Annotated in this window: 20 protein-coding genes; 16 read left to right on the forward strand and 4 right to left on the reverse strand. The window is 45.0% G+C overall.

Going from position 1 to position 19,244, the window contains the following annotated elements; all coding sequences use genetic code 11:
- The 13 genes from KXD93_RS30085 to KXD93_RS30145 form a co-directional block, all read left to right on the forward strand.
- Positions 1-789 (forward strand): TraG family conjugative transposon ATPase (locus tag KXD93_RS30085; RefSeq protein ID WP_258141269.1); only part of this gene is annotated, 789 nt, incomplete at its 5' end.
- A gap of 13 nt (positions 790-802) precedes the next feature.
- Positions 803-1,177, forward strand: a complete 375-nt coding sequence (locus KXD93_RS30090; protein WP_258141270.1) for a hypothetical protein — start codon at positions 803-805, stop codon at positions 1,175-1,177.
- Positions 1,178-1,239: 62 nt separating this feature from the next.
- The gene (locus KXD93_RS30095) at positions 1,240-1,923 is read left to right on the forward strand and encodes a conjugal transfer protein TraI (protein ID WP_258141271.1); all 684 of its coding nucleotides are present in this window, start codon (positions 1,240-1,242) and stop codon (positions 1,921-1,923) included.
- Positions 1,910-2,602 (forward strand): hypothetical protein, encoded by a 693-nt coding sequence (locus KXD93_RS30100; protein WP_258141272.1) that lies wholly within the window; start codon positions 1,910-1,912, stop codon positions 2,600-2,602. Before KXD93_RS30095 ends, KXD93_RS30100 begins: the two co-directional genes overlap by 14 nt.
- A gap of 10 nt (positions 2,603-2,612) precedes the next feature.
- The gene (locus tag KXD93_RS30105) at positions 2,613-3,257 is read left to right on the forward strand and encodes a TerB family tellurite resistance protein (protein ID WP_258141273.1); all 645 of its coding nucleotides are present in this window, start codon (positions 2,613-2,615) and stop codon (positions 3,255-3,257) included.
- Positions 3,258-3,268: 11 nt separating this feature from the next.
- The gene (locus KXD93_RS30110) at positions 3,269-4,285 is read left to right on the forward strand and encodes a TraJ family protein (protein WP_308726312.1); all 1,017 of its coding nucleotides are present in this window, start codon (positions 3,269-3,271) and stop codon (positions 4,283-4,285) included.
- A gap of 541 nt (positions 4,286-4,826) precedes the next feature.
- On the forward strand, positions 4,827-6,632 hold the full coding sequence (locus KXD93_RS30115) for a reverse transcriptase domain-containing protein (protein WP_258141274.1): 1,806 nt from the start codon (positions 4,827-4,829) through the stop codon (positions 6,630-6,632).
- 84 nt (positions 6,633-6,716) lie between these two features.
- Complete coding sequence (locus tag KXD93_RS30120) at positions 6,717-7,013, forward strand: TraJ family protein (protein WP_258141275.1); 297 nt, start codon at positions 6,717-6,719, stop codon at positions 7,011-7,013.
- 21 nt (positions 7,014-7,034) lie between these two features.
- The gene (gene traK, locus KXD93_RS30125; RefSeq protein ID WP_258141276.1) at positions 7,035-7,652 is read left to right on the forward strand and encodes a conjugative transposon protein TraK; all 618 of its coding nucleotides are present in this window, start codon (positions 7,035-7,037) and stop codon (positions 7,650-7,652) included.
- Between the two features lie 4 nt (positions 7,653-7,656).
- Entirely contained in the window at positions 7,657-7,998 is a 342-nt protein-coding gene (locus tag KXD93_RS30130; RefSeq protein ID WP_258141277.1) for a hypothetical protein, read from the forward strand.
- 5 nt (positions 7,999-8,003) lie between these two features.
- On the forward strand, positions 8,004-9,113 hold the full coding sequence (locus tag KXD93_RS30135; RefSeq protein ID WP_258141278.1) for a conjugative transposon protein TraM: 1,110 nt from the start codon (positions 8,004-8,006) through the stop codon (positions 9,111-9,113).
- A 5-nt stretch (positions 9,114-9,118) separates the two neighbouring features.
- A complete protein-coding gene (locus tag KXD93_RS30140; protein WP_258141279.1) occupies positions 9,119-10,150 on the forward strand; it encodes a hypothetical protein in 1,032 nt (343 codons plus the stop codon).
- On the forward strand, positions 10,134-11,387 hold the full coding sequence (locus tag KXD93_RS30145; RefSeq protein WP_258141280.1) for a hypothetical protein: 1,254 nt from the start codon (positions 10,134-10,136) through the stop codon (positions 11,385-11,387). The genes KXD93_RS30140 and KXD93_RS30145 overlap by 17 nt, the downstream gene beginning before the upstream one ends.
- Positions 11,388-11,533: 146 nt before the next feature.
- Here the strand turns inward: KXD93_RS30145 and KXD93_RS30150 are convergent, their stop codons facing one another.
- Genes KXD93_RS30150 through dinB form a run of 3 tightly spaced genes read right to left on the reverse strand, consistent with a single transcriptional unit; the run spans position 11,534 to position 15,883 of the window.
- Positions 11,534-11,767, reverse strand: a complete 234-nt coding sequence (locus KXD93_RS30150; protein WP_258141281.1) for a hypothetical protein — start codon at positions 11,765-11,767, stop codon at positions 11,534-11,536.
- Between the two features lie 11 nt (positions 11,768-11,778).
- Complete coding sequence (dnaE, locus tag KXD93_RS30155) at positions 11,779-14,721, reverse strand: DNA polymerase III subunit alpha (protein WP_258141305.1); 2,943 nt, start codon at positions 14,719-14,721, stop codon at positions 11,779-11,781.
- A 4-nt stretch (positions 14,722-14,725) separates the two neighbouring features.
- Positions 14,726-15,883 (reverse strand): DNA polymerase IV, encoded by a 1,158-nt coding sequence (dinB, locus tag KXD93_RS30160; RefSeq protein ID WP_258141282.1) that lies wholly within the window; start codon positions 15,881-15,883, stop codon positions 14,726-14,728.
- 145 nt (positions 15,884-16,028) lie between these two features.
- On the opposite strand from dinB, the gene KXD93_RS30165 reads away from it, so the two are divergent.
- The 3 genes from KXD93_RS30165 (at position 16,029) to KXD93_RS30175 (ending at position 18,296) form a co-directional block, all read left to right on the forward strand.
- Positions 16,029-16,517, forward strand: coding sequence for a hypothetical protein (locus KXD93_RS30165; protein WP_258141283.1), 489 nt, complete (start codon positions 16,029-16,031; stop codon positions 16,515-16,517).
- A 2-nt stretch (positions 16,518-16,519) separates the two neighbouring features.
- Positions 16,520-17,332 (forward strand): SOS response-associated peptidase, encoded by an 813-nt coding sequence (locus KXD93_RS30170; RefSeq protein WP_258141284.1) that lies wholly within the window; start codon positions 16,520-16,522, stop codon positions 17,330-17,332.
- Positions 17,333-17,405: 73 nt separating this feature from the next.
- Positions 17,406-18,296, forward strand: a complete 891-nt coding sequence (locus KXD93_RS30175; RefSeq protein WP_258141285.1) for a hypothetical protein — start codon at positions 17,406-17,408, stop codon at positions 18,294-18,296.
- 28 nt (positions 18,297-18,324) lie between these two features.
- Here the strand turns inward: KXD93_RS30175 and KXD93_RS30180 are convergent, their stop codons facing one another.
- On the reverse strand, positions 18,325-19,227 hold the full coding sequence (locus KXD93_RS30180) for a DUF72 domain-containing protein (protein WP_258141286.1): 903 nt from the start codon (positions 19,225-19,227) through the stop codon (positions 18,325-18,327).
- Between the last annotated feature and the right edge of the window lie 17 nt (positions 19,228-19,244).

Below are 19,244 nucleotides of genomic sequence, written 5' to 3' on the forward strand. Positions count from 1 at the left end.
TTCGCCTGCTTTAATTCCTTTTATGAATACCTGCGAAAAGAATATGTACAGATCCTGAAGAACCATAATGTAAAGGACAAGGATTTTGACATCGATAACTTCTTATATGTCCTGCGGCCCTACTACAAAGGAGGTGAGTTTGACTATTTATTGAATGCCACGGACAACCTGAACATCCTGGAGCAGCGATTCGTGGTCATAGAGTTGGACAATATTAAAGACCATCCCATACTTTTCCCGGTAATTACGCTGTTGATTGCAGAGCTTTTTCTTTCCAAGATAAGAAAATTAAAAGGCATTAGAAAAGTGCTGACGATTGACGAAGCATGGAAAGCGATTGCAAACTCCGGGATGGCCGGATTTATCCAGTATGCCTTTAAGACGATCCGGAAATTCAATGGTATACCTAATGTAGTTAGCCAGGAACTGGACGACCTGATCAGTTCGCCTATAATCAAGGACGCCATTATTAACAACGCGGACATCAAGATCCTGATGGACATGCGCAAGTTCATGAATAAGTTCGATAAGCTGCAGGATGCGCTCGGAATGTCTGATAAAGGGAAAACACAGGTCTTATCCGTGAATAAGGACAACCGGGAGATCTATATCGACCTCGGAGGTCAGGTTATGAAAGTCGTTAAAAATGAACTTTGCCCGGAGGAATATTATGCCTATACGACTGAAGGAAAAGAGCGGGTCAAAGTTCAGGAGTATGCCGAAAAGTTCGGCAGCGTGGAAAAAGGCATTGCCGCGCTGGTCCAGGAATTAAAAGAAAAAGTAGCTTAATAAATCACATAACATGAAAACTATCAAATTGCTCATTCTTATTTGCTGTGCAGCAATCGATACTGCCTGCAATAACAGTAAAAACCCCGCTTTATCTGGCGTTTATATTAATCAGTCTCAAAGTGAATATAGCATGGCCTATGACACACTGATCATTGATGCGGTAAATCTCACTGCCAAAACGTATAGTATTGAATCCAGAACTGGATTTCAAAAGATCAGGAACGGTCAAAAACTGCCCATGCAGTTTAAGAAGGAAACCTGGCAGGCAGTCTGGAATTCAGAACAACAAATGCTGTCGGAAGGTGAATATGGCAGGCAGATCCGTTTGTCACCGGACACACCCGGAGTATTAATAAAAAAGACCCTGTTCCGGAAGATCCGGTAAGTCTTAATAGTACATTTTATTTGGATTGACTTCCGCTTTTTAGCGGGAGATGGGAGGTTATTATGAAAAAAATAAAGCTAATACTGCCTGTAATGATCTTGTTTTTGGTCATGAGTATTCATCCGCAACAAGCCAAGGCTCAGTTTGTGATTGGCGACATCATCAAGCTAACGGTGACCAAGGTAATCAAGGCGATTGACCTCAAGGTACAGCGGATGCAAAATCAAACCATCTGGTTGCAGAATGCGCAAAAGGCGCTGGAAAACGAACTGTCTAAATTGAAACTGTCTGAGATATCCAGCTGGTCCGGTCAACAGCGCCAGCTTTTCGGCAGCTATTACGACGAGTTATGGAAAATCAAATCAACGATTGCCTATTACCAGCGAATTAAGGATCTAACGGTAAAACAAGTCGCACTTGTCTCGGAATATCAACAGGCATGGTCGCTGATGAAACAGGATCGGCACTTCTCTGCTGCTGAGCTGGTCCAGATGGAATCAGTATATACGGGCATACTTACGGCAAGCGCGAAGAACCTCGATCAGATCATGATGATCATCAGCAGTAACCAAACCCAGATGTCCGATGAGCAGCGCCTGGAACTCATCAGCCGTGCCGGGGACAAGCTGGATGACAATTACAGTGATATGCGCCGGTACAATACAGAGAACGAAATGCTGAGCCTGCAGCGCAGTAAAGATTTAGGGGATACACAAACCACAAAAGCATTATATGGAATCAATTGATCAATCACTCAGGAATTCCGGCTGGCTGAATACCAGATCGAGATCGCTGCTGGTGTTCGCACTTTTTACAGCGATCTATTCCGGAATGGCGGCCACCGTCAAAGCACAAACCTTTGCCGAATGGTTCCAGCAAAACAGCACGCAAAAGAAATACCTTTTACAGCAGATCGCCGCATTACAGGTCTTTTCTACTTTTCTGAAACAGGGTTACCATGTTGCGCATAACGGGCTGGGATCGATCTCTGGTTCTTTAGGTTCCGAAAACAGCCTGCATGCCGCTTATTATAACCGAATGGAAATGGCTGGCCCAGCGGTAAAAAATGACGGACAGGTCAAAGAGATCCTCAGCTGGCAAAAAGATATCCTGACCATACTGGAGGTCATAGACCAGATCGATGGCTTGACCAATGAAGAAAAAAGATACCTATCCGGTGTTCGCAGCGCGGTATTGAAGGATTGTGACCAGCAAATCAGCACGCTTCAAAGCGTTGTCACCGATGGCAAAGTAAAAATGAGCGACGCGGACCGCATCGTCCTGATCGCTAAGATACACGCCGCAATGCAGGAGAATTATCATTTCGCTACCGGGTTTACCAACCAGGCCAAAGCTTACGCACTACAGCGCAGGCAGGAGAAAAAAGATGTTTTGACCGCCAAACAAATGAACGGAGTTAACTAAAAAAGATGTTATGAAAACTGCCGCCAGATTATTACTGATCGCCGCACTATCCGTAGGTGGCCTTTTAAAAGCTGTGTCCTGCAATGCCCAAGCGCAGGAAATGCAACAGCTTATCCTGGATATCGAGAAGCTGACCCAAATGAAAAGTATCCTGACCGATATGAAGACCGGTTACCAGATCTACCAGCAGGGGTATGGCAGCATCTCTTCTTTATCAAAAGGTAATTTTGACCTGCATAACATCTACCTGACCGGGTTGCTGGCCGTAAGCCCTGCTGTACGCAATTATGGCCGTATTGCCGATATCCTCCTGTTGCAGGCCAGTTTGATCAAACAATACAAAACGCAAACCAGCCTTTTTCACCAAAGCGGCAGCTTTTCCGTTGCAGAGCTAAGTTATATGAGCGACGTTTATACCAGGCTGGTCAGTCAAACGCTGGATGATATCGGGAACCTGACCAATATTATTACGGCCGGTAAACTGCGAATGTCGGATGCGGACCGCATCAAAGGCATAGACCGGATCTATTCCAGCAGTTCGGATCGGCTACAGTTTCTGCAATCCTTCGGTAACCAGGGTATCGCCCTGTCATTGCAGCGCAGTAAGGATGCTGCAAACACCCAAACACTTAAACAACTCTATGGCATAAATTAAAAGCAACAGTTATGAAAAAGAAATTCATCAAGACTACGACTTTAATGCTGGCGATCGCATTTATCCCGTCGCTATCTCATGCAGCGGGATTAGCTGACGATATCAAAGGGCTACAAGGCACATTGAATGGGGTATACAATGACATGCTGCCCATGTGCAGTCAGTTGATTGGTATCGGCCAGGGTATCGCCGGTTTTGGGGCGTTATGGTATATCGCAGCGCGGGTTTATCGCCAGATTGCCAGCGCAGAACCCATTGATTTTTACCCGCTGATGCGACCGTTTGCCTTAGGCCTCGCCATTTTATTATTTCCAACGGTTATCTCCGTGATCAACGGCGTCATGCAACCGACGGTAAGTGCTACGGGCGGAATGGTCCAAAATTCTGACGCAGCTATCGCCCGGTTGTTGCAGGCTAAGGAAGCGGCTGTTGAAAAAACCGATACCTGGCAAATGTACCAGGGCGCGGATGGTGATGGTGACCGTGAAAAATGGTACAAATATACCCATCCGAATGATCCGACAGGTGACAAGGAAGGCATGCTTGCCAGTGTTGGTAACGATATGAAATTTGCCATGGCCAAAGCTTCCTATAATTTTCGCAATACGGTAAAGCAATGGATGTCCGAAGTATTACAGGTATGCTACGAAGCGGCAGCACTTTGTATCAACACCATCCGGACATTAAAGCAATGGATGTCCGAAGTATTACAGGTATGCTACGAAGCGGCAGCACTTTGTATCAACACCATCCGGACATTCTACCTGATCGTACTGGCTATTCTCGGGCCCCTGGTAATCGGCCTTTCCGTATTTGACGGCTTCCAACATACACTGACCTCCTGGCTGGCCAAGTATATCAATGTCTTTCTCTGGCTTCCGGTAGCAAACATCTTTGGAGCCATCATCGGAAAGGTGCAGGAGAACATGCTGAAGATCGACATTTCGCAGGTCCAAAATACAGGCGACACCTTTTTCAATTCCACGGATACGGCCTACCTGATATGTGCGCCCGTAAAGGTTGTGTAATAAATGTGTCTTTGGCAAGACACCAGGCTTGATTCCAGTAGCCTATCATCAGCCAACTTATCTGTAAAGGAAACTAAGCAGGGAGTGTAGCATGTTGGAAACGCCGTAAGTCAGAAAGTTACTATTCTGCGACTGAACGGCAAGATGAAATGATAGACATAAGGATAAAGTCCGAATTGATTGAATGGCAGTCTAAGCGGTCGGCGTAGGGACTTTGACGTAAGGTAGCTATAACTCGTCAAATTACGATTCTCCACTAACGAAGATTAGTAGATGGAGCAGGAATAAATCGTAACGCAACCACAGTAAGTGGTAAAAGACGGAAACCATATCCGACAGTCTATCGAGCCATAGTTATTACACAATAAACGGGGATTACCTAACTCGGAACGCCGCTGGCGCGGCTATTAAGCGAAGGCTTATGAAAATCCGACATGGTAACGGAGCTTCCGTAGTAGTCCGAGCAAGGGAAAACCTTGTACATGGCGAAGGGAAGCAGTTAAAGGTTTTAATACGATTAAAGAACAATGTGAGAGACATTATGAGAAATTCTGCAAAAGTATTAAACGGTCTATCAAAGCATAGTCCGCTATCAAATTACAGGTATGAACGGCTCTACAGGCTTTTGTTCAACGAGGAAATGTTTTATGCCGCCTACCAACGCATTTATGCAAAGGAGGGTAATATGACAGCAGGTTCCGATGGGAAAACAATAGACGGCATGAGTCTGAACCGTATCTCTAAATTGATTGACTTACTTCGAACAGAAACCTATCAACCCCAACCTGCACGGCGGGTGTACATCCCTAAAAAGGATGGTAAAATGCGCCCGTTGGGTATTCCGTCTTTTGACGACAAATTGGTGCAAGAGGTAACTCGAATGATACTTGAAGCCATTTATGAAGGACAATTCTTGGATTGCTCTCATGGTTTTAGGCCCAATCGAAGCTGTCATACTGCACTGGTTAAAGTTAAAAGGACATTCACAGGAGCAAAATGGTTCGTAGAAGGAGATATAAAAGGCTTCTTTGACGGGATTGAACATCAAATATTGATAGACATCCTCAAAGAGCGCATCTCTGACGACCGTTTCCTGCGACTGATTTGGAAGTTCCTTAAAGCAGGGTATGTTGAAGATTGGACATTTCACAACACTTTTAGCGGGACACCGCAGGGAGGTATTGTAAGTCCGATTTTGGCAAACATTTATCTGGACAAATTGGACAGGTATATGGAAAAATATGTTGAAAATTTCAACAAGGGAATAAAGCGAAAACCGCATGATACAAGGTATGGGTTCGAAAACAAGAAAGCGCGGTTAATGCAAAAACTTAAAAATGTAAAAGATGAAAACGAACGTAGAGAATTAGTAAAACAAATCAAAGTTATTGATAAAGAGCGGATAACATTCCCCAGTTGCGATGAAATGGATAGTGGGTATAAAAGACTGAAATACGTGAGATATGCGGATGACTTTCTGATAGGGATAATCGGTAGTAAAGAAGATAGTAAACTGGTAAAGAACGACATCAAGGAATTCCTTGAAGCCGAATTAAAACTGGAACTATCGGAAGAGAAAACCTTGATAACCCATACGGAAAAGCCAGCTAAGTTTCTTGGATATGAAGTCTCAGTACGCCAATCTGACCAACCAAGGCGAGATACGCTGAATAGGCTTACCAGAACATATAATAATAAGGTATGCCTGCGCATCACAATGGATATTATCAAGAAAAAGCTGCTCGATTTCGGGATAGTCGAAATCCGACATAACGTTAACGGAAAAGAGTGGTGGAAACCGAGAGAACATACAAAGATGCTCAATAACGACGATTTGGAAATCCTCAGAATGTATAACTATACGCTAAGAGGGTTTTATAATTACTATTCGGTAGCTAACAATAGCGCCATAATGAATGCTTACGGGTACATCATGGAATACAGCATGTACAGGACTTTCGCATGTAAATATCGAACATCCGTCCAAAAGATTCTTCGCCAATATCAGCGAAATGGCGTATTCACAGTTAGCTATACCACCAAAAAAGGAGGTGTACGAAGTCAATCCTTTTACAAAGAAGGTTTTAAAAGAAAAGAACCAATTGCAGATGTGAATTTGGACAGCAACAAGACAGTTTATCAGGATATGAGAACAAGCTTGATAGACAGGTTGAAAGCTGAAAAATGTGAGATATGCGGAGCAATGGGCAAACTGGATATGCACCATGTCAGAAAAATCAAAGACTTAGACGGCAAAGGTTACGCCGATAAGTTGATGATAATGAGGCAGCGCAAGACATTGCTCTTTGCAGAAGCTGCCATCTCAAAACACATGCAGGTTCGATAGACCGATCCTTTAATGGAGAGCCGGATACGCAGGAATGTGTAAGTCCGGTTCGGGGGCGAGCATTTGAAAACCTACCATCGAAATATGGAAAGGCGTTGGATGCTTAGCCTACTCCTGATCATCGGCATCATCGGCTACTTTACTGTGCCCAGTGTGGCCAACTATATCGTCAACGCCGGCGGCGGCCATGGCTTGCTGCAAAAGGTAAATACGATGGTAATTAATACCGGGAATACGGCGATGAACGCCGCTTCAACCGTAGGTGGCCGGATGGAACAAGGTGCATCGAATATCCGGAATATGCCATCCGATTTCATGGCCGGGTACAATGGAGCCGGTAAATCCGCAGACTACCAGGAAAAGAAACTATCAGGTAAATAACCATTCATTAAAACGAAGAACATGTTCACACAACTTAAAAACATAGACACCGCATTTAAGCATATCAGGCAGTTCAGCATTTTTCTTATTATAGGCAATGTGCTGACGATGTGCTTCTGCATTTACAAAAGTACCCAGGCAGTTAACCTGGCGCATAACCAGGTACATATCCTCTATAACGGAAAACTACTGGAGGCGATTGCCGCTGACCGTAAAACGAATCTGCCGGTGGAACTGCGGGATCATATTAAAACGTTCCATGAGGATTTTTTCGACCTGAGTCCGGATGATAAAGCTATCCAGGCCAACGTTGGCAAGGCGCTTTATCTCGCAGATGAGTCCGCGAAAAGGCAATATGACAACCTGCGTGAATCCGGGTACTATAATAACCTGATCTCCGCCAACATTTCACAGGAGATTACGGTAGACAGTACCCGGCTGGAGGGACATCAATGGCCCTATGTATTTACCTGTTATGCGACCGAAAAAATGGTGCGATCCAGCGGAACGGCTTACCGGAAACTGGTAACCCAGGGAGAGGTCAGGGATATAGCGATACAAACCGACAATAACCCGCATGGATTCCTCATCCAGCATTGGGAAATATTGGCAAACCGTGATACCGTCCTTCAAAAATAAGGTTATGCGATTCCTAAATAATAAACGAGAAGGGGGTGATCCGGGCGCAGAACGAACCGCCTCCCGCATTGCTGCGCAGATTATCAGGTGGCAAATTTCTGTTGCCGCAAAAATCAACCGCAGGGTAAACAGGTATACCAAAGCCGGGCAACGAAAATTCCTTTGGGTGTTTTGCGCGGTATGGATAGCGGGCATCTGCTTCAACTTCTTTCATGCACAGCAAACAACAACGATACGCAAAGTAAGACCAGATTACCTGCCTGTTCATATCGGGCAACCATCAGACATACCTGAACCGGACAAAAAACCTATTCCAAGAACAGATTCATTAACCATTAAAAAGTAAATGCAATGGAAAATCAAAACCAAGGCGGTCAAGTCCCGCAACATTCACCCGAATTTCAGAGGAAAAGGAAGTTCTACATGGCCATTCCCGTTCTCATCATTCCATTTCTGACCATGGCTTTTTGGGCGTTAGGCGGAGGTAAAGACGGATCAAATGCCGTTGCTGCAGCGCCACAGAAAGGAATCAACCTGGCGCTGCCTTCTGCCCAGTTCAAGGAAAAAACGGCACCAGATAAATTGGGCATTTATCAATCTGAAAAGAAAGACAGCACTCATACCAAAGATGGTGTGAGCAAATCATTCATGCAGGCCATGGGCTTTGATCCAAACAAGGCCGATAAAGATTCCGCACAGGTAAAAAAACCGGCGACACCGGTATATGCCAATAATGCCGATCAGCAATCCGCCAACATTCAGGAGAAGCTGGCACAGATCAACCGGCAGATCAGTCAGCCGCAGCCGCAAAGCTATTCACCGGCCCCGGCAGACCAGGAGGTGAAAAAGCTGAATCAAATGATGAAGACAATGAATTCTTCGGGCGGAAATGATCCCGAGATGAAGCAGCTGAATGATATGCTGACGAAGATCCAGGCCATTCAAAACCCGCAATCAGTTAAAGAAAAGCCTAAAAACAAAACCGAAGACACTGCTTTCAAAGCAATCCCGGCAATCATTGACGGCAGGCAAAAAGTGATGAACGGCGGAACGGTTCGGCTTAAGCTAACCGATTCGGTGATGTTAAAAGGCGTCACCCTTCCAAAAGGCCAGTTGCTGTTCGGAGCCTGCCAGGTTACTAACCAGCGGCTATTGCTGAACATCCAGAACATCAGGATCGGTAAAGACATCCTACCGGCCGACTTGACGGTTTTCAGTTTGGACGGGATGCCGGGTATCCCCGCGCCAGAGGCAGAGCTATCAGGTGCTGCGGGAGATGGTGCAAACTCAGCGGTTGAAAGTATGCAATTTTTGAGTATGGACCAATCGCTGGGCACACAAGCGGCGACAGGTGGTATCAATGCCGCAAAGGAACTGTTTAGTAAAAAAGTAAAAAAGATCAGGGTTAAGCTGAAGGATAATTTTGCTGTGCTCCTGCGAGATAATACCCGTAAACGATAACAGTCATGGAAAAAGCAGTGAACCGCGTTCTCCTGGCATTTAAAAGCTGGGAAGACCGCAAAAAAGAAATCGAACCCCTGCTCAAAGCGGGCACGGCCGATGTAACTGTATTATCACGCCTGCAGCTTGACCACTTGCGGCATGCCAGCCATCGTTTACGCTCAACTGCCAGACCCGACGAAAAGCCATTTATGCTATTGCTGAACAACCAGATTATCAAACTCGAAAAGCAGTTATATCCCAACCTGTTACGCAGGATCTTTTCTCAATTGAAAGACCGGCTTTTTGACCGCCCGGCTTACTTAAAGAAAGACCGGCTACAGCGCGACAATAATATGGCGACTCTCAAATTACAGTTGAAGGAAGCAGGACTCGGTTCCTTCGCCGGGCGGCTGGAGCAACACCTGGACCAGGATCAAAAGAATATCCGCGTGCCACTGGATTGCCAGCTTGGGCCGGAAAAGCGGGTGAGTCTCGATCTGCATTTTGAAAAGGACCCTTATGGTAATTTTCAGCTGAACCGTATTGGGGGAAGTTTGCTGCAGAACGGCAAGATTACCAAAGCTCAGGAATTTGAACTCAGCGATTGGCCCAACCTTAAAACCAACCAGATCTGGAGCCTGCTGGAAGGACGTGCGATGAAGCAGCAATACACCGATGCCTCCGGGCACGAAAACCACAGGTGGGTTGAACTCGGTCCAAACGGCGTACAGCACTACGACCCGAATCACGCTTTTGACATTAAAACCGCGCTGGCCGGTATGCCGGCCATCATCCGCAACAAGGAAGAGCTCACCCGCTACCTGGAAAACGGCCAGCAAATCCCGACCTATTGGAAGCAGGGTAAACAATATCAAAATATTTATGTCCAGGCTGATCCTGCCAACCGTTGCATCAAATTGCTGGATGATAAGCTGCGTCCGATCACCGCTGAAAAGCTGAATCAGAACCTTGCAAGGCAAGGGTTCAAAGTCAAGACGCTGGACACAACCGCGCAAAAAACAAGAAGGAGGGTCAAAAATGGACAGCATCAATAACCGCCCGGCAAGCAGGGATGCGGGCATTAACTTCTATGAATTGAAAACCCAGCTGGCTGATCTTGGCTTCGTCAAACCGGAACTCGTGGACCGTCTGCGGGAAATTGTCCTAAGTGACCGGTCACAATTTTCTATTCAACACCGCGAAGTTTTCGAGCGTCTTGCACTTGACAGCTGGTTCAACCTGTATCGTCAAGACGCCGATGGACCCATCATGCTCGATCACTATGACACCGCTTTATATCAACAAGGTACGATGAACATCAGCTACCGCGCCTTTGAGCCGGATATCCCTAAAGAAATGGCCTGCCAGGTACTGGCAAAACAGCTGGCACAACAATTACCGGAAAGCATGACTATACCCTGGACGCTTGATAAAGTATCGGCTGTTGCATACCTGACAGAAAATAATCCTCAACAAATCGATTTTTTTAATCAATTAAATTGTAATAACATGAACACACAGAATTTAGATTTCTTAAAGAAAAGCCTGCTGAATCTTGGATTTGGCGAACAGGTAAATGAAGCGTTAGAAAAAAACATCAATAAAAAAGTACCGGAATTCAACCTGATGGCCAAGCATGAGTTTAACCAGCAAAAGGTGGATTACAACTTGCATTTTAAAGCCGGGGATAACCAGGATATGTATTTCTTCAACAAGTTCGACGCCACCATGAATAAGGGAAAAGAAAAAGAAATGAATCAAACCTTTTATATTAATAAAGGCAATGGGATCACCGCGAAAGAAGCTTTCAACCTGATGGAAGGGCGCGCCGTACATAAACAGCTGTTTAACAAGGATGGTGAGAAATACCAGGCCTGGCTGCAACTGGATAACGATAACCTGACCCAAAACGGCAACAAGGAGATCAAACGCTTCAGCGAAAACTATGGGTTTAAGCTGGAAGATGTGCTTGCTGGCAAAGGCATTAAAGAACTAAATACCCCGGAAGGTACCGAAAATCTGTTCCGCTCTTTAAAAAAGGGTAATACCCAACAGATCACGGTTGAGCGTAACGGTGAGGAAAAGAAATATTTTATTGCCGCCAGCCCTCAATTTAAAACCGTTGATCTTTTTGATCATCAGCAGAAAAAGATCAAACGGGAAGAGCTGCTCAACCCGGAACAGAAACAAAGTAGCAGTCAAAAGCAAAATAATAACCAAAAACAAGGAAAGCAGCAAAAGGAGGAGCTGCCCGGAAAAAAGCAAGGGAGTAAACGTAAAATGACCGTCTAAAATGAAATTAATACCTAAATACTTCAAATGGTTCATATTCTTATTTGCCATTGTGATAAGGTTTAATTTGGAGTCCTCTTGTAGCAAGTGCGAGGGGACTCCTTTTTTAATGCCATTTCCAATGTATTATTTAGACTGCCGAAATATCACATGACTTGTTTTCTCAAATGTTCGGCGATCACCTGCAGATCCTCTGCGTTATAATAAGAGGTGCCTATCGGCTGATAACCACCATTCTTTTGCCTGGCTATATAGCCTTTAAAGCAGCCATAAGCGGATATCATAAAACACGGCCCGGCTTCACCGGGCATGGCTTTTTTGTCAAATTGCAGGTCCAGTTCCTGACCCTCAACCGCGCATTTAATATTGATTCTATCCATGTTTTAGAGGTTTAAGAAATTACGGGATTTGGTAAGATTGGCAGCTTGGCAAACTTAAGAACTTCAAGGCTGGCAAAACCGAACTCGGCGACAACCTTACCGAGTATCAGGTAGCAGCCTGCGCCACGGAAAGGATACATGGGTGTGTTATTGGGAAAATGTACCGTATCAAAAGTATTGCCTTCGACATCCAAGAAATTGCCGAACCACATCTTTTGATTGTTTTTGGTAAGTACTGTCTTCTCGCATACATACTGTCCGACCATCCTAACCACTTGTCCCACATGATTGATCAGGTCATTGGCACCCACTTCGCCGCGATAATCGGTTTGCAACAGTTCGAACATAGTCATACTTAAGGGAAAGCCGAGCAATTCCAGTTCATGGTAAGCATTTTCCAATTGGGTATTGACCAGTACAGGCAGGGAATAGTTCTTTGCCTCCAGGCAAAATAGTTCCGCATTATTGTTGGGCTTTGCCTTAGCTCCGAATAAAAGATGTATGCCCCACAATAATTCCTTTTTGCTCTTTCCGGTAAACCGCAGTGCACCCACGCGAATAAGCGTGATGGCCTGCTCCAAACCAATGCCGGTTCTTTTGATAAAATCCTCCAGGCTATGGTAAATACCGTTCTTTCGGCGTTCTTCCGGGATCAGTTCAATGAAAGTCTCATTTAAACCATGAATACCCACGAAGCCGAGGTAAACATCTACGCCAATGATATTAACAATGCTATCGCTGTTGTTCACACATGGCAGATGTACGATTCCCCCTGAGCGCTGCAACTCCTGCACATATAGCGCCCGGTTATAAAATCCCCCGTAATTGTTTAACACTGCCACCATAAATTCCCGAGGGAAGTAGGTTTTCAGGTACAGACTTTGGTAGCTTTCCACCGCGAAGCTGGCAGAATGCGCTTTGGAGAAACTGTAACCCGCAAAGGAAGACACCTGACGCCATACTTCCTTCACGATATCTTCCGGACGACCTAATGCAATCGCTTCCTGATGGAATCTTTCCACCAGTCTCTCAAATTCCTTTTTTGAGCGGTATTTGCCGCTCATGCCCCGCCTTAAAATATCGGCATCCGTCCCATCCATCCCTGCGAAATGGATACAAACCTTGATCACATCTTCCTGGTAAACCATGACGCCATAAGTTTCCTTTAATATTTCTTCCATGACCGGGTGCAGGTATTGCACGGTATCCGGGGCATGGTGATATTTGATATAAGTGCCCATCATTCCGGAACTGGCCACACCGGGCCGGATGATAGAACTGGCGGCAACAAGTATCAGGTAGTTATCGCAACCCAGTTTCCGGTTGAGCTGGATCATTGCCGGCGATTCGATGTAAAAGCAACCCTTTGTATTCCCTATTCTTAGATTGGCATTGACCACCGGGTCTTTCATAAAGTTCTTGACCTGGTGGATGTCGATCTTGCGCTGCTGGTTTTCTTCGACCAGCTTCACCGCCATCTTGATATGTCCGATACCCCGCTGGCTAAGAATATCGTATTTATCAAAGCCGATCTTTTCGGCTTCATACATATCCCACTGTACGGTCGCCATTCCCTTTGGCGGCAGATCAAGTGCTGTATAATAAGTGATCGGGTCTTCGGTTATCAATACTCCACCGGCGTGGATGGAGCGCTGATTCGGCATATTGGCCATCCGTTCATGAATGGCGACGATCTTCCTGAATGTATCGTTGTTTTGGTTAACCGCCGCCCGCGTCTGATCAGTAAAGCCGTCAATCTCGGACTTAGGCAACCCCATGACCTTACCGATCTCGCGAATAATGCTGCGGTCCTTAAAGGTAGACATGGTTCCCAGCAAAGCGGTATGCTGACTGCCGTAGCGCTTAAAAATATAATCCTGCACATCTTCCCGCTCGTCCCAGGAATAATCAATATCGAAATCGGGCGGCGAAGTCCGCTGTGCGTTCAGGAACCTTTCAAAATATAAGTCCAGTTCAATAGGGTCAACATCTGTAATTTTCAGACAGTAGGCCACAATGCTGTTCGCCCCGGAACCGCGGCCGACATGGTAATAGCCCTGCGAGCCGGAGTAGCGGATAATATCCCAGGTAATCAGGAAATACGCACAGAAACCGAGTTCGTAAATAACTTTAAGTTCATGTTTGACCCTTTTCAGGGCATCCTTGTTGGATTTGCCATACCGGTACTCCATACCGCTGAGCGCCAGTTTTTCCAAAAGCTCCCGGTCATTTTTTTGATTGCCGGTAAAGGTCTTGCGGTTTAAGTTAACCCTGCCTTTGGGATAATCCATCACACAGCGGTTCATCAGGTTCCGGGTGTTGTCCAGGATAAAGGCATACCTGGAAAATTTAGCTTCCAGCTGGCCGGGTGCCAAAAATTTATCGGTGGGGGCACATTTATCTTCAGCCGTTACGGCTGTCAGTACGACGTTCAGATCAATGCCCCGCAGGTATTCATGCAGGCGGTATTCGATTTTATCAGCGATAAAGACCGGCTGGAGGGCCAGCAGTTTATCCTTTATTTGGCTGATATCCTTTTTAAACAGGCTATTAAGCTGGCCATAATGGATGCCCAGGTATTCATTTTCCTTCAGCGGCGGCTCATGCCCGTAGGGATAAACAATAAAAGCATTTGCAAATGCCGGCGCGAGATCAGGTAATGGCTTTTGTTCCAGGTTATGCTCCGTCAGGAAATCATTTAATTCCTTCATGCCCTCCTTATTGTGGGCGATGCCAAAGTAAAGCAAGCGTTTATCCCGTCTGAATTCCAGGCCTGCGATGGGCTTAATACCTTTTTCGTCGCACTCCCGCATAAATTCCATGATGCCGGTGGAATTGTTGATATCCGTGAGTACCATCTGGGTTACACCGCAGGCAATAGCTTCCTCCACCAATGCCGGGATTGACATGGTGCCAAAGCGAAGGCTATATTGGGAGTGAACGTTGAGGTACATGGCATTAAAGATTAAGATTGATACCGGAAGCCAGTTTAATGGACTCAGGGCCGTACCGGCGGCGTATTTTATCCATCGCCTGGCAAAGGCTGTATTGTTCTTCAGATTCCGAATAAAGGTCGATTTGCTCAAAGCCATTGACCAGATTTGAAAGGCGAACGCCAACGAGCCGGATTAGCAATCTTTTTTGATATGCCGCCTTGAATAATTCTTTCACCTTTTTAATGAGCGGTCCATCTAAAGCCGTATAAGGAATAACGGCCTGTTTAGTAACGTCTTCCCTGGTGGAATAGCGGACCGTCACGGTGATACAGGCTGTTTGTTTCTTTTTTTGGCGTAGTTCAAAGGCCAGCTCCATGACCATGGAAGTTAATAAGTAATTGATGGCTACCAGATCGATGCTGTCATTTTTGAAAGTTGTTTGTGTACCAATGGATTTTTGCTCCTGATAGGGAATAATCGGCGAATCATCTATTCCTTTGGCTTTTTGTAGCAGCCAGATTCCATTCTTCCCCAGGATGCTGTTCATATATTCAGGATGGACCTGTGAAAGTTCATAGATCTTCTTAATACCCATGTCGCTCAGCTTGATAAATGTTTTTTCTCCTAAGCCGGGAATTTTGCGAATAGACAAGGGGTTCAGGAAGGGTTGTACAACCGCTTTTTCGATATTCAGTTCGCCATTTGGCTTACATTCGTTAGTCGCCATTTTGGAAACCGTTTTATTGACCGAAAGACCGAATGAAATTGGCAACGCTGTTTCCCGCATGACTTTGGCCCGCAATTCCCTGGCATAAAGCAGCGTACCAAAATGTTTATCCATGCCTGTCATATCAATATAGTGTTCATCGATGCTGGCCTTTTCAATGAGCGGCACATTTTCTTTCAGGATTTCCGTGATCTCGTGCGAAGCCTTGGAATATTCATCCATGTTCCCCCTGATCCAAATGCCGTGGGGGCAAAGCATACGCGCCATACGGGCTGGCATAGCAGAATGAACACCGAATTTACGCGCCTCGTAACTGCATGACGCCACCACCCCGCGATCCGACAGGCTGCCTATGATCACTGGCTTTCCAGTTAGTTCTGGGTTTTTACGGACTTCAACGGATACAAAAAATGCATCCTGGTCCATGTGGATGATCTGGCGGTCTGCGCTCATTATGCCTTCGGATTAATTAGTAAAGTGATCAATTTTTTATCTCATCATTTTTTGCTTTTATTCGTTCAGAAAACGGATAACAAAACTAATACTAAAAATATTAGCATTTTGTTTATATTTGAAAATAATTTTAGAGCAGAGCTAAATGACTGATAGCTTGTTTTATAACCCATTTCTGCGCATTAAGGAAGACACCCTGAAGAAACTCATGGGGGTAGGCAAGCCTTTTGTGGTTATCCAGCGCTTTCAATGGCCGGGTCAGCCATTGCAGAAAACTTTTTTACTGTCTGCTTATGCTGATGAACAGGAAGCACGTTACCATGAACAGGAATTACGGCCTAACGAGGGTAAAGCGCAGAATCTGCTTGATCTGAACCAGTACCAAGCGGTTGTTAAACTCTTAAAAAACGAATCCGGCATAACGATTTTCTTTAATGGAACAATAGATGCCCGTCACGAAAAAAGGCTTCAAAAAGCCTATGTCAAAAGTGTTTCTGCGTATATTCACTATATCCGCATGAAAAAAGAAGATCACTATGATGTGCGTATATTTGTGGAGCATGGCCGTTTAAAAGCAGAGATCACGTCCGGTAACCAAAGCCATACAGCCCTTTTTTATGATATGATCAAATAGTTATGTGCAGAGATATCAGCTTTCATTCAGAAATACAGATAGTCACCCAGGACTTTAAGGGTATTCAGCTTGCCCCGAATCTGGCGCATTATCCTAATGATATGGTGCATGTAACCTGTGAGATATTGCCAACACACCCGATTGTCGTTAACAGAAAAGCTTTGGTCCTTGCCAATATGAGCTGGGGTGTAGTACCTACCTATATCGACGATCCGCGAGAACGGCAGTTACAGCGATCCAATATGGTCAACGCCCGCTCGGAAAGGATCATCGGCGATAAAAAATCTTATTGGTATAGGCTGCGCAACAATCGTTGCCTGATACCTGCTACCGGTATCTATGAGCATAGAGAAGTAAAAGGCTTTAGGAATAAAATTCCTTATCATATCAGCCTTGAAGGCCGTAAGGGTTTTTATGTTCCGGCACTCTACCAGGTCAGCCAGGAAGTGGACCAGGACACCGGCGAGATATTTAATTTTGCCTCATTTACCATGATCACCCGGCATGCTAACGATAAAATGATGTGGATACACAATTCCGGTGACAATAAGCATCGAATGCCGCTGTTCCTGACGCCTGAAATGGAACATGCGTGGGTATTGGATGATTTGAGCGATGATGATATGGAGGAGTTTTTTCATTTTGAAATGCCTTCGGATAACATCGCGCATTACCCGGTATATACAATTCGCGGTCGTAAACCGGTAACTGAAGATATAGTACCGGACGCTTATTATGACTGGGGCAAAAAGTTGCCGGTGTATGGTCAGGAATCAAATTCAACTGAGGATACACAAAGCTCTTTGTTTTTCTAGATATTTCTAAAAGACAAAAAAATATTGGTAAATAGATGTTTGTCGTTATTTTAGAACGATAAAACCTCATCACATGCTAAATGCCGAAAATGCCAAGGTGATTGGCAACTTATTCAATACGCTTGATCAAGGCGTTCGCAATGATCTTTCCAGGGGACAGATCGCAGACGAGCGGGATTACGTCTCCCGGTTGGTCACACATTTCAACTATCCTTATGGCTTATTTAATACCTACAGCGTTGGTAAAATGAAGTTTGACTGTGGTTGGTTTGCAAGGGTCAATAAAGGAGAATCTGAACGAGGTTTTGGGTGTGATAGCATGATCATATTTCGTGTTGGAGACAAAGTTAAAGTCGGGCTGTTTGAAGCCAAATGGCCGAGAATAATGGATTATCCCGATTATCCCTGGGATTACCTTCAAAAAAGTTCCAAACAGTCGCATTTTACCAGCCAGATCGAAAGACAAAGTAACTGGTCAGATAATGCTGCAATCTGGGAAATGTTTTTTTATGAAAATGAAATAGGGAAAACCGACGGATTGTTCGATAAAAACGGTTCAACTTGTATTAAACATGATTTTGCCAATGCTGTGATCGATTCAACAGAGAGACCTGCCTTGATTTGGGATAACGATGACCTGGAAAATTTACTTATAAAAGCCAGGACTGCCGGTGAGGAAACGATTAATATCGGTTATATACTGGAGGAAATATTAACGTGTAAGTTAGGAAAAGCGATTGAGATAGATGAAACAGATCGCTACTTTACCCTATACGAAAATGATGGCAAAAAATTTAAAAACATTCCTATTGTCCGGTTTCCAGGCGATCCACAATTAAGAAGAGGAGACAACACATTAACCGGGATCGCCAATGATGAACTGATTACAGGCTTTATGCAGGCAAATGGGTTGTCGTTCCTCCAATTTATGAATATAAAACCGAAGCAGAACGATATAGGATAAGTTATCGGGTATTAACAGTTGCCGCCAGTTATAAATTTCCATTAAGGAACTTGGGCCTTTCAATCGCTGTTCCTAACTTGTCGTTCAGTTTTTTGATCAAATAATCACACGCTTCAGGTACAAATCTTTCGTTGTTCTGGTGCATAAAGAACCATACTGCTTTCAGTCCCATGGCTTTCCAGTCTTTCAGCCTTTCCACCCATTCGTCCATTCGGGTGTAATCGCTTGATGCCAGATCGTTGCCGACAAAGCGGATGACGGCTTCGCTGGTGGTCAGTTCCATATGGACAACATCCCTTCGTCCTGAAGTGTCCGATATCACCGTGCCTATGTTCAGGTTCTGGAGTAATTGAAACAAATCGTTACGGTTTGACTCTATGGCAAACCAATCTTTATGGCGCACTTCTACACTGACCTTAATGGACGACGGTAATGCCTCCAGGTAAGCTTTGAGGTTTGGATAGCTTTTCGGTGAGAAATTCTCCCCAAGCTGCAACAGCAATGGTCCAAGGTGATTTCTGAAGCCCACCAGGCTTTGATAAAATTTAGCCGTTTGTTCTTCCGCATTGGACAGCCTGCGTATATGGGTGATGTTCTGCGGAAACTTCGGACAAAACTTAAAATCCGGCGAATCATTTACCTGCTGCACCCACCGTGTAAGTTCATCTGCGGTGTAGATATTATAGAAAGTGGGACCAAATTCAACGGTATTAAAGTTCTGGCTATAGAAGGGAAGCAGGGCATTGTCGGGCGTTTTTTTTGGATAGATTTTGCCGATCCAGCTTTTCTCACCCCACTTCGAGGCACCTATAAATACCTGCAGTTCGTCATTAGGGCTGGCTGCTGTAAGTGTGCGCTTTGTTCTTGCTGTATCCGGGGGCAATGAAAAATCAATATCGGCAATTGCGTCGTGAACGTGTCCAAATTCCATTTCGTAAAATTAAAGAT

The sequence above is a fragment of the Mucilaginibacter phenanthrenivorans genome, assembly GCF_024721155.1.
Classification (GTDB): domain Bacteria; phylum Bacteroidota; class Bacteroidia; order Sphingobacteriales; family Sphingobacteriaceae; genus Mucilaginibacter; species Mucilaginibacter phenanthrenivorans.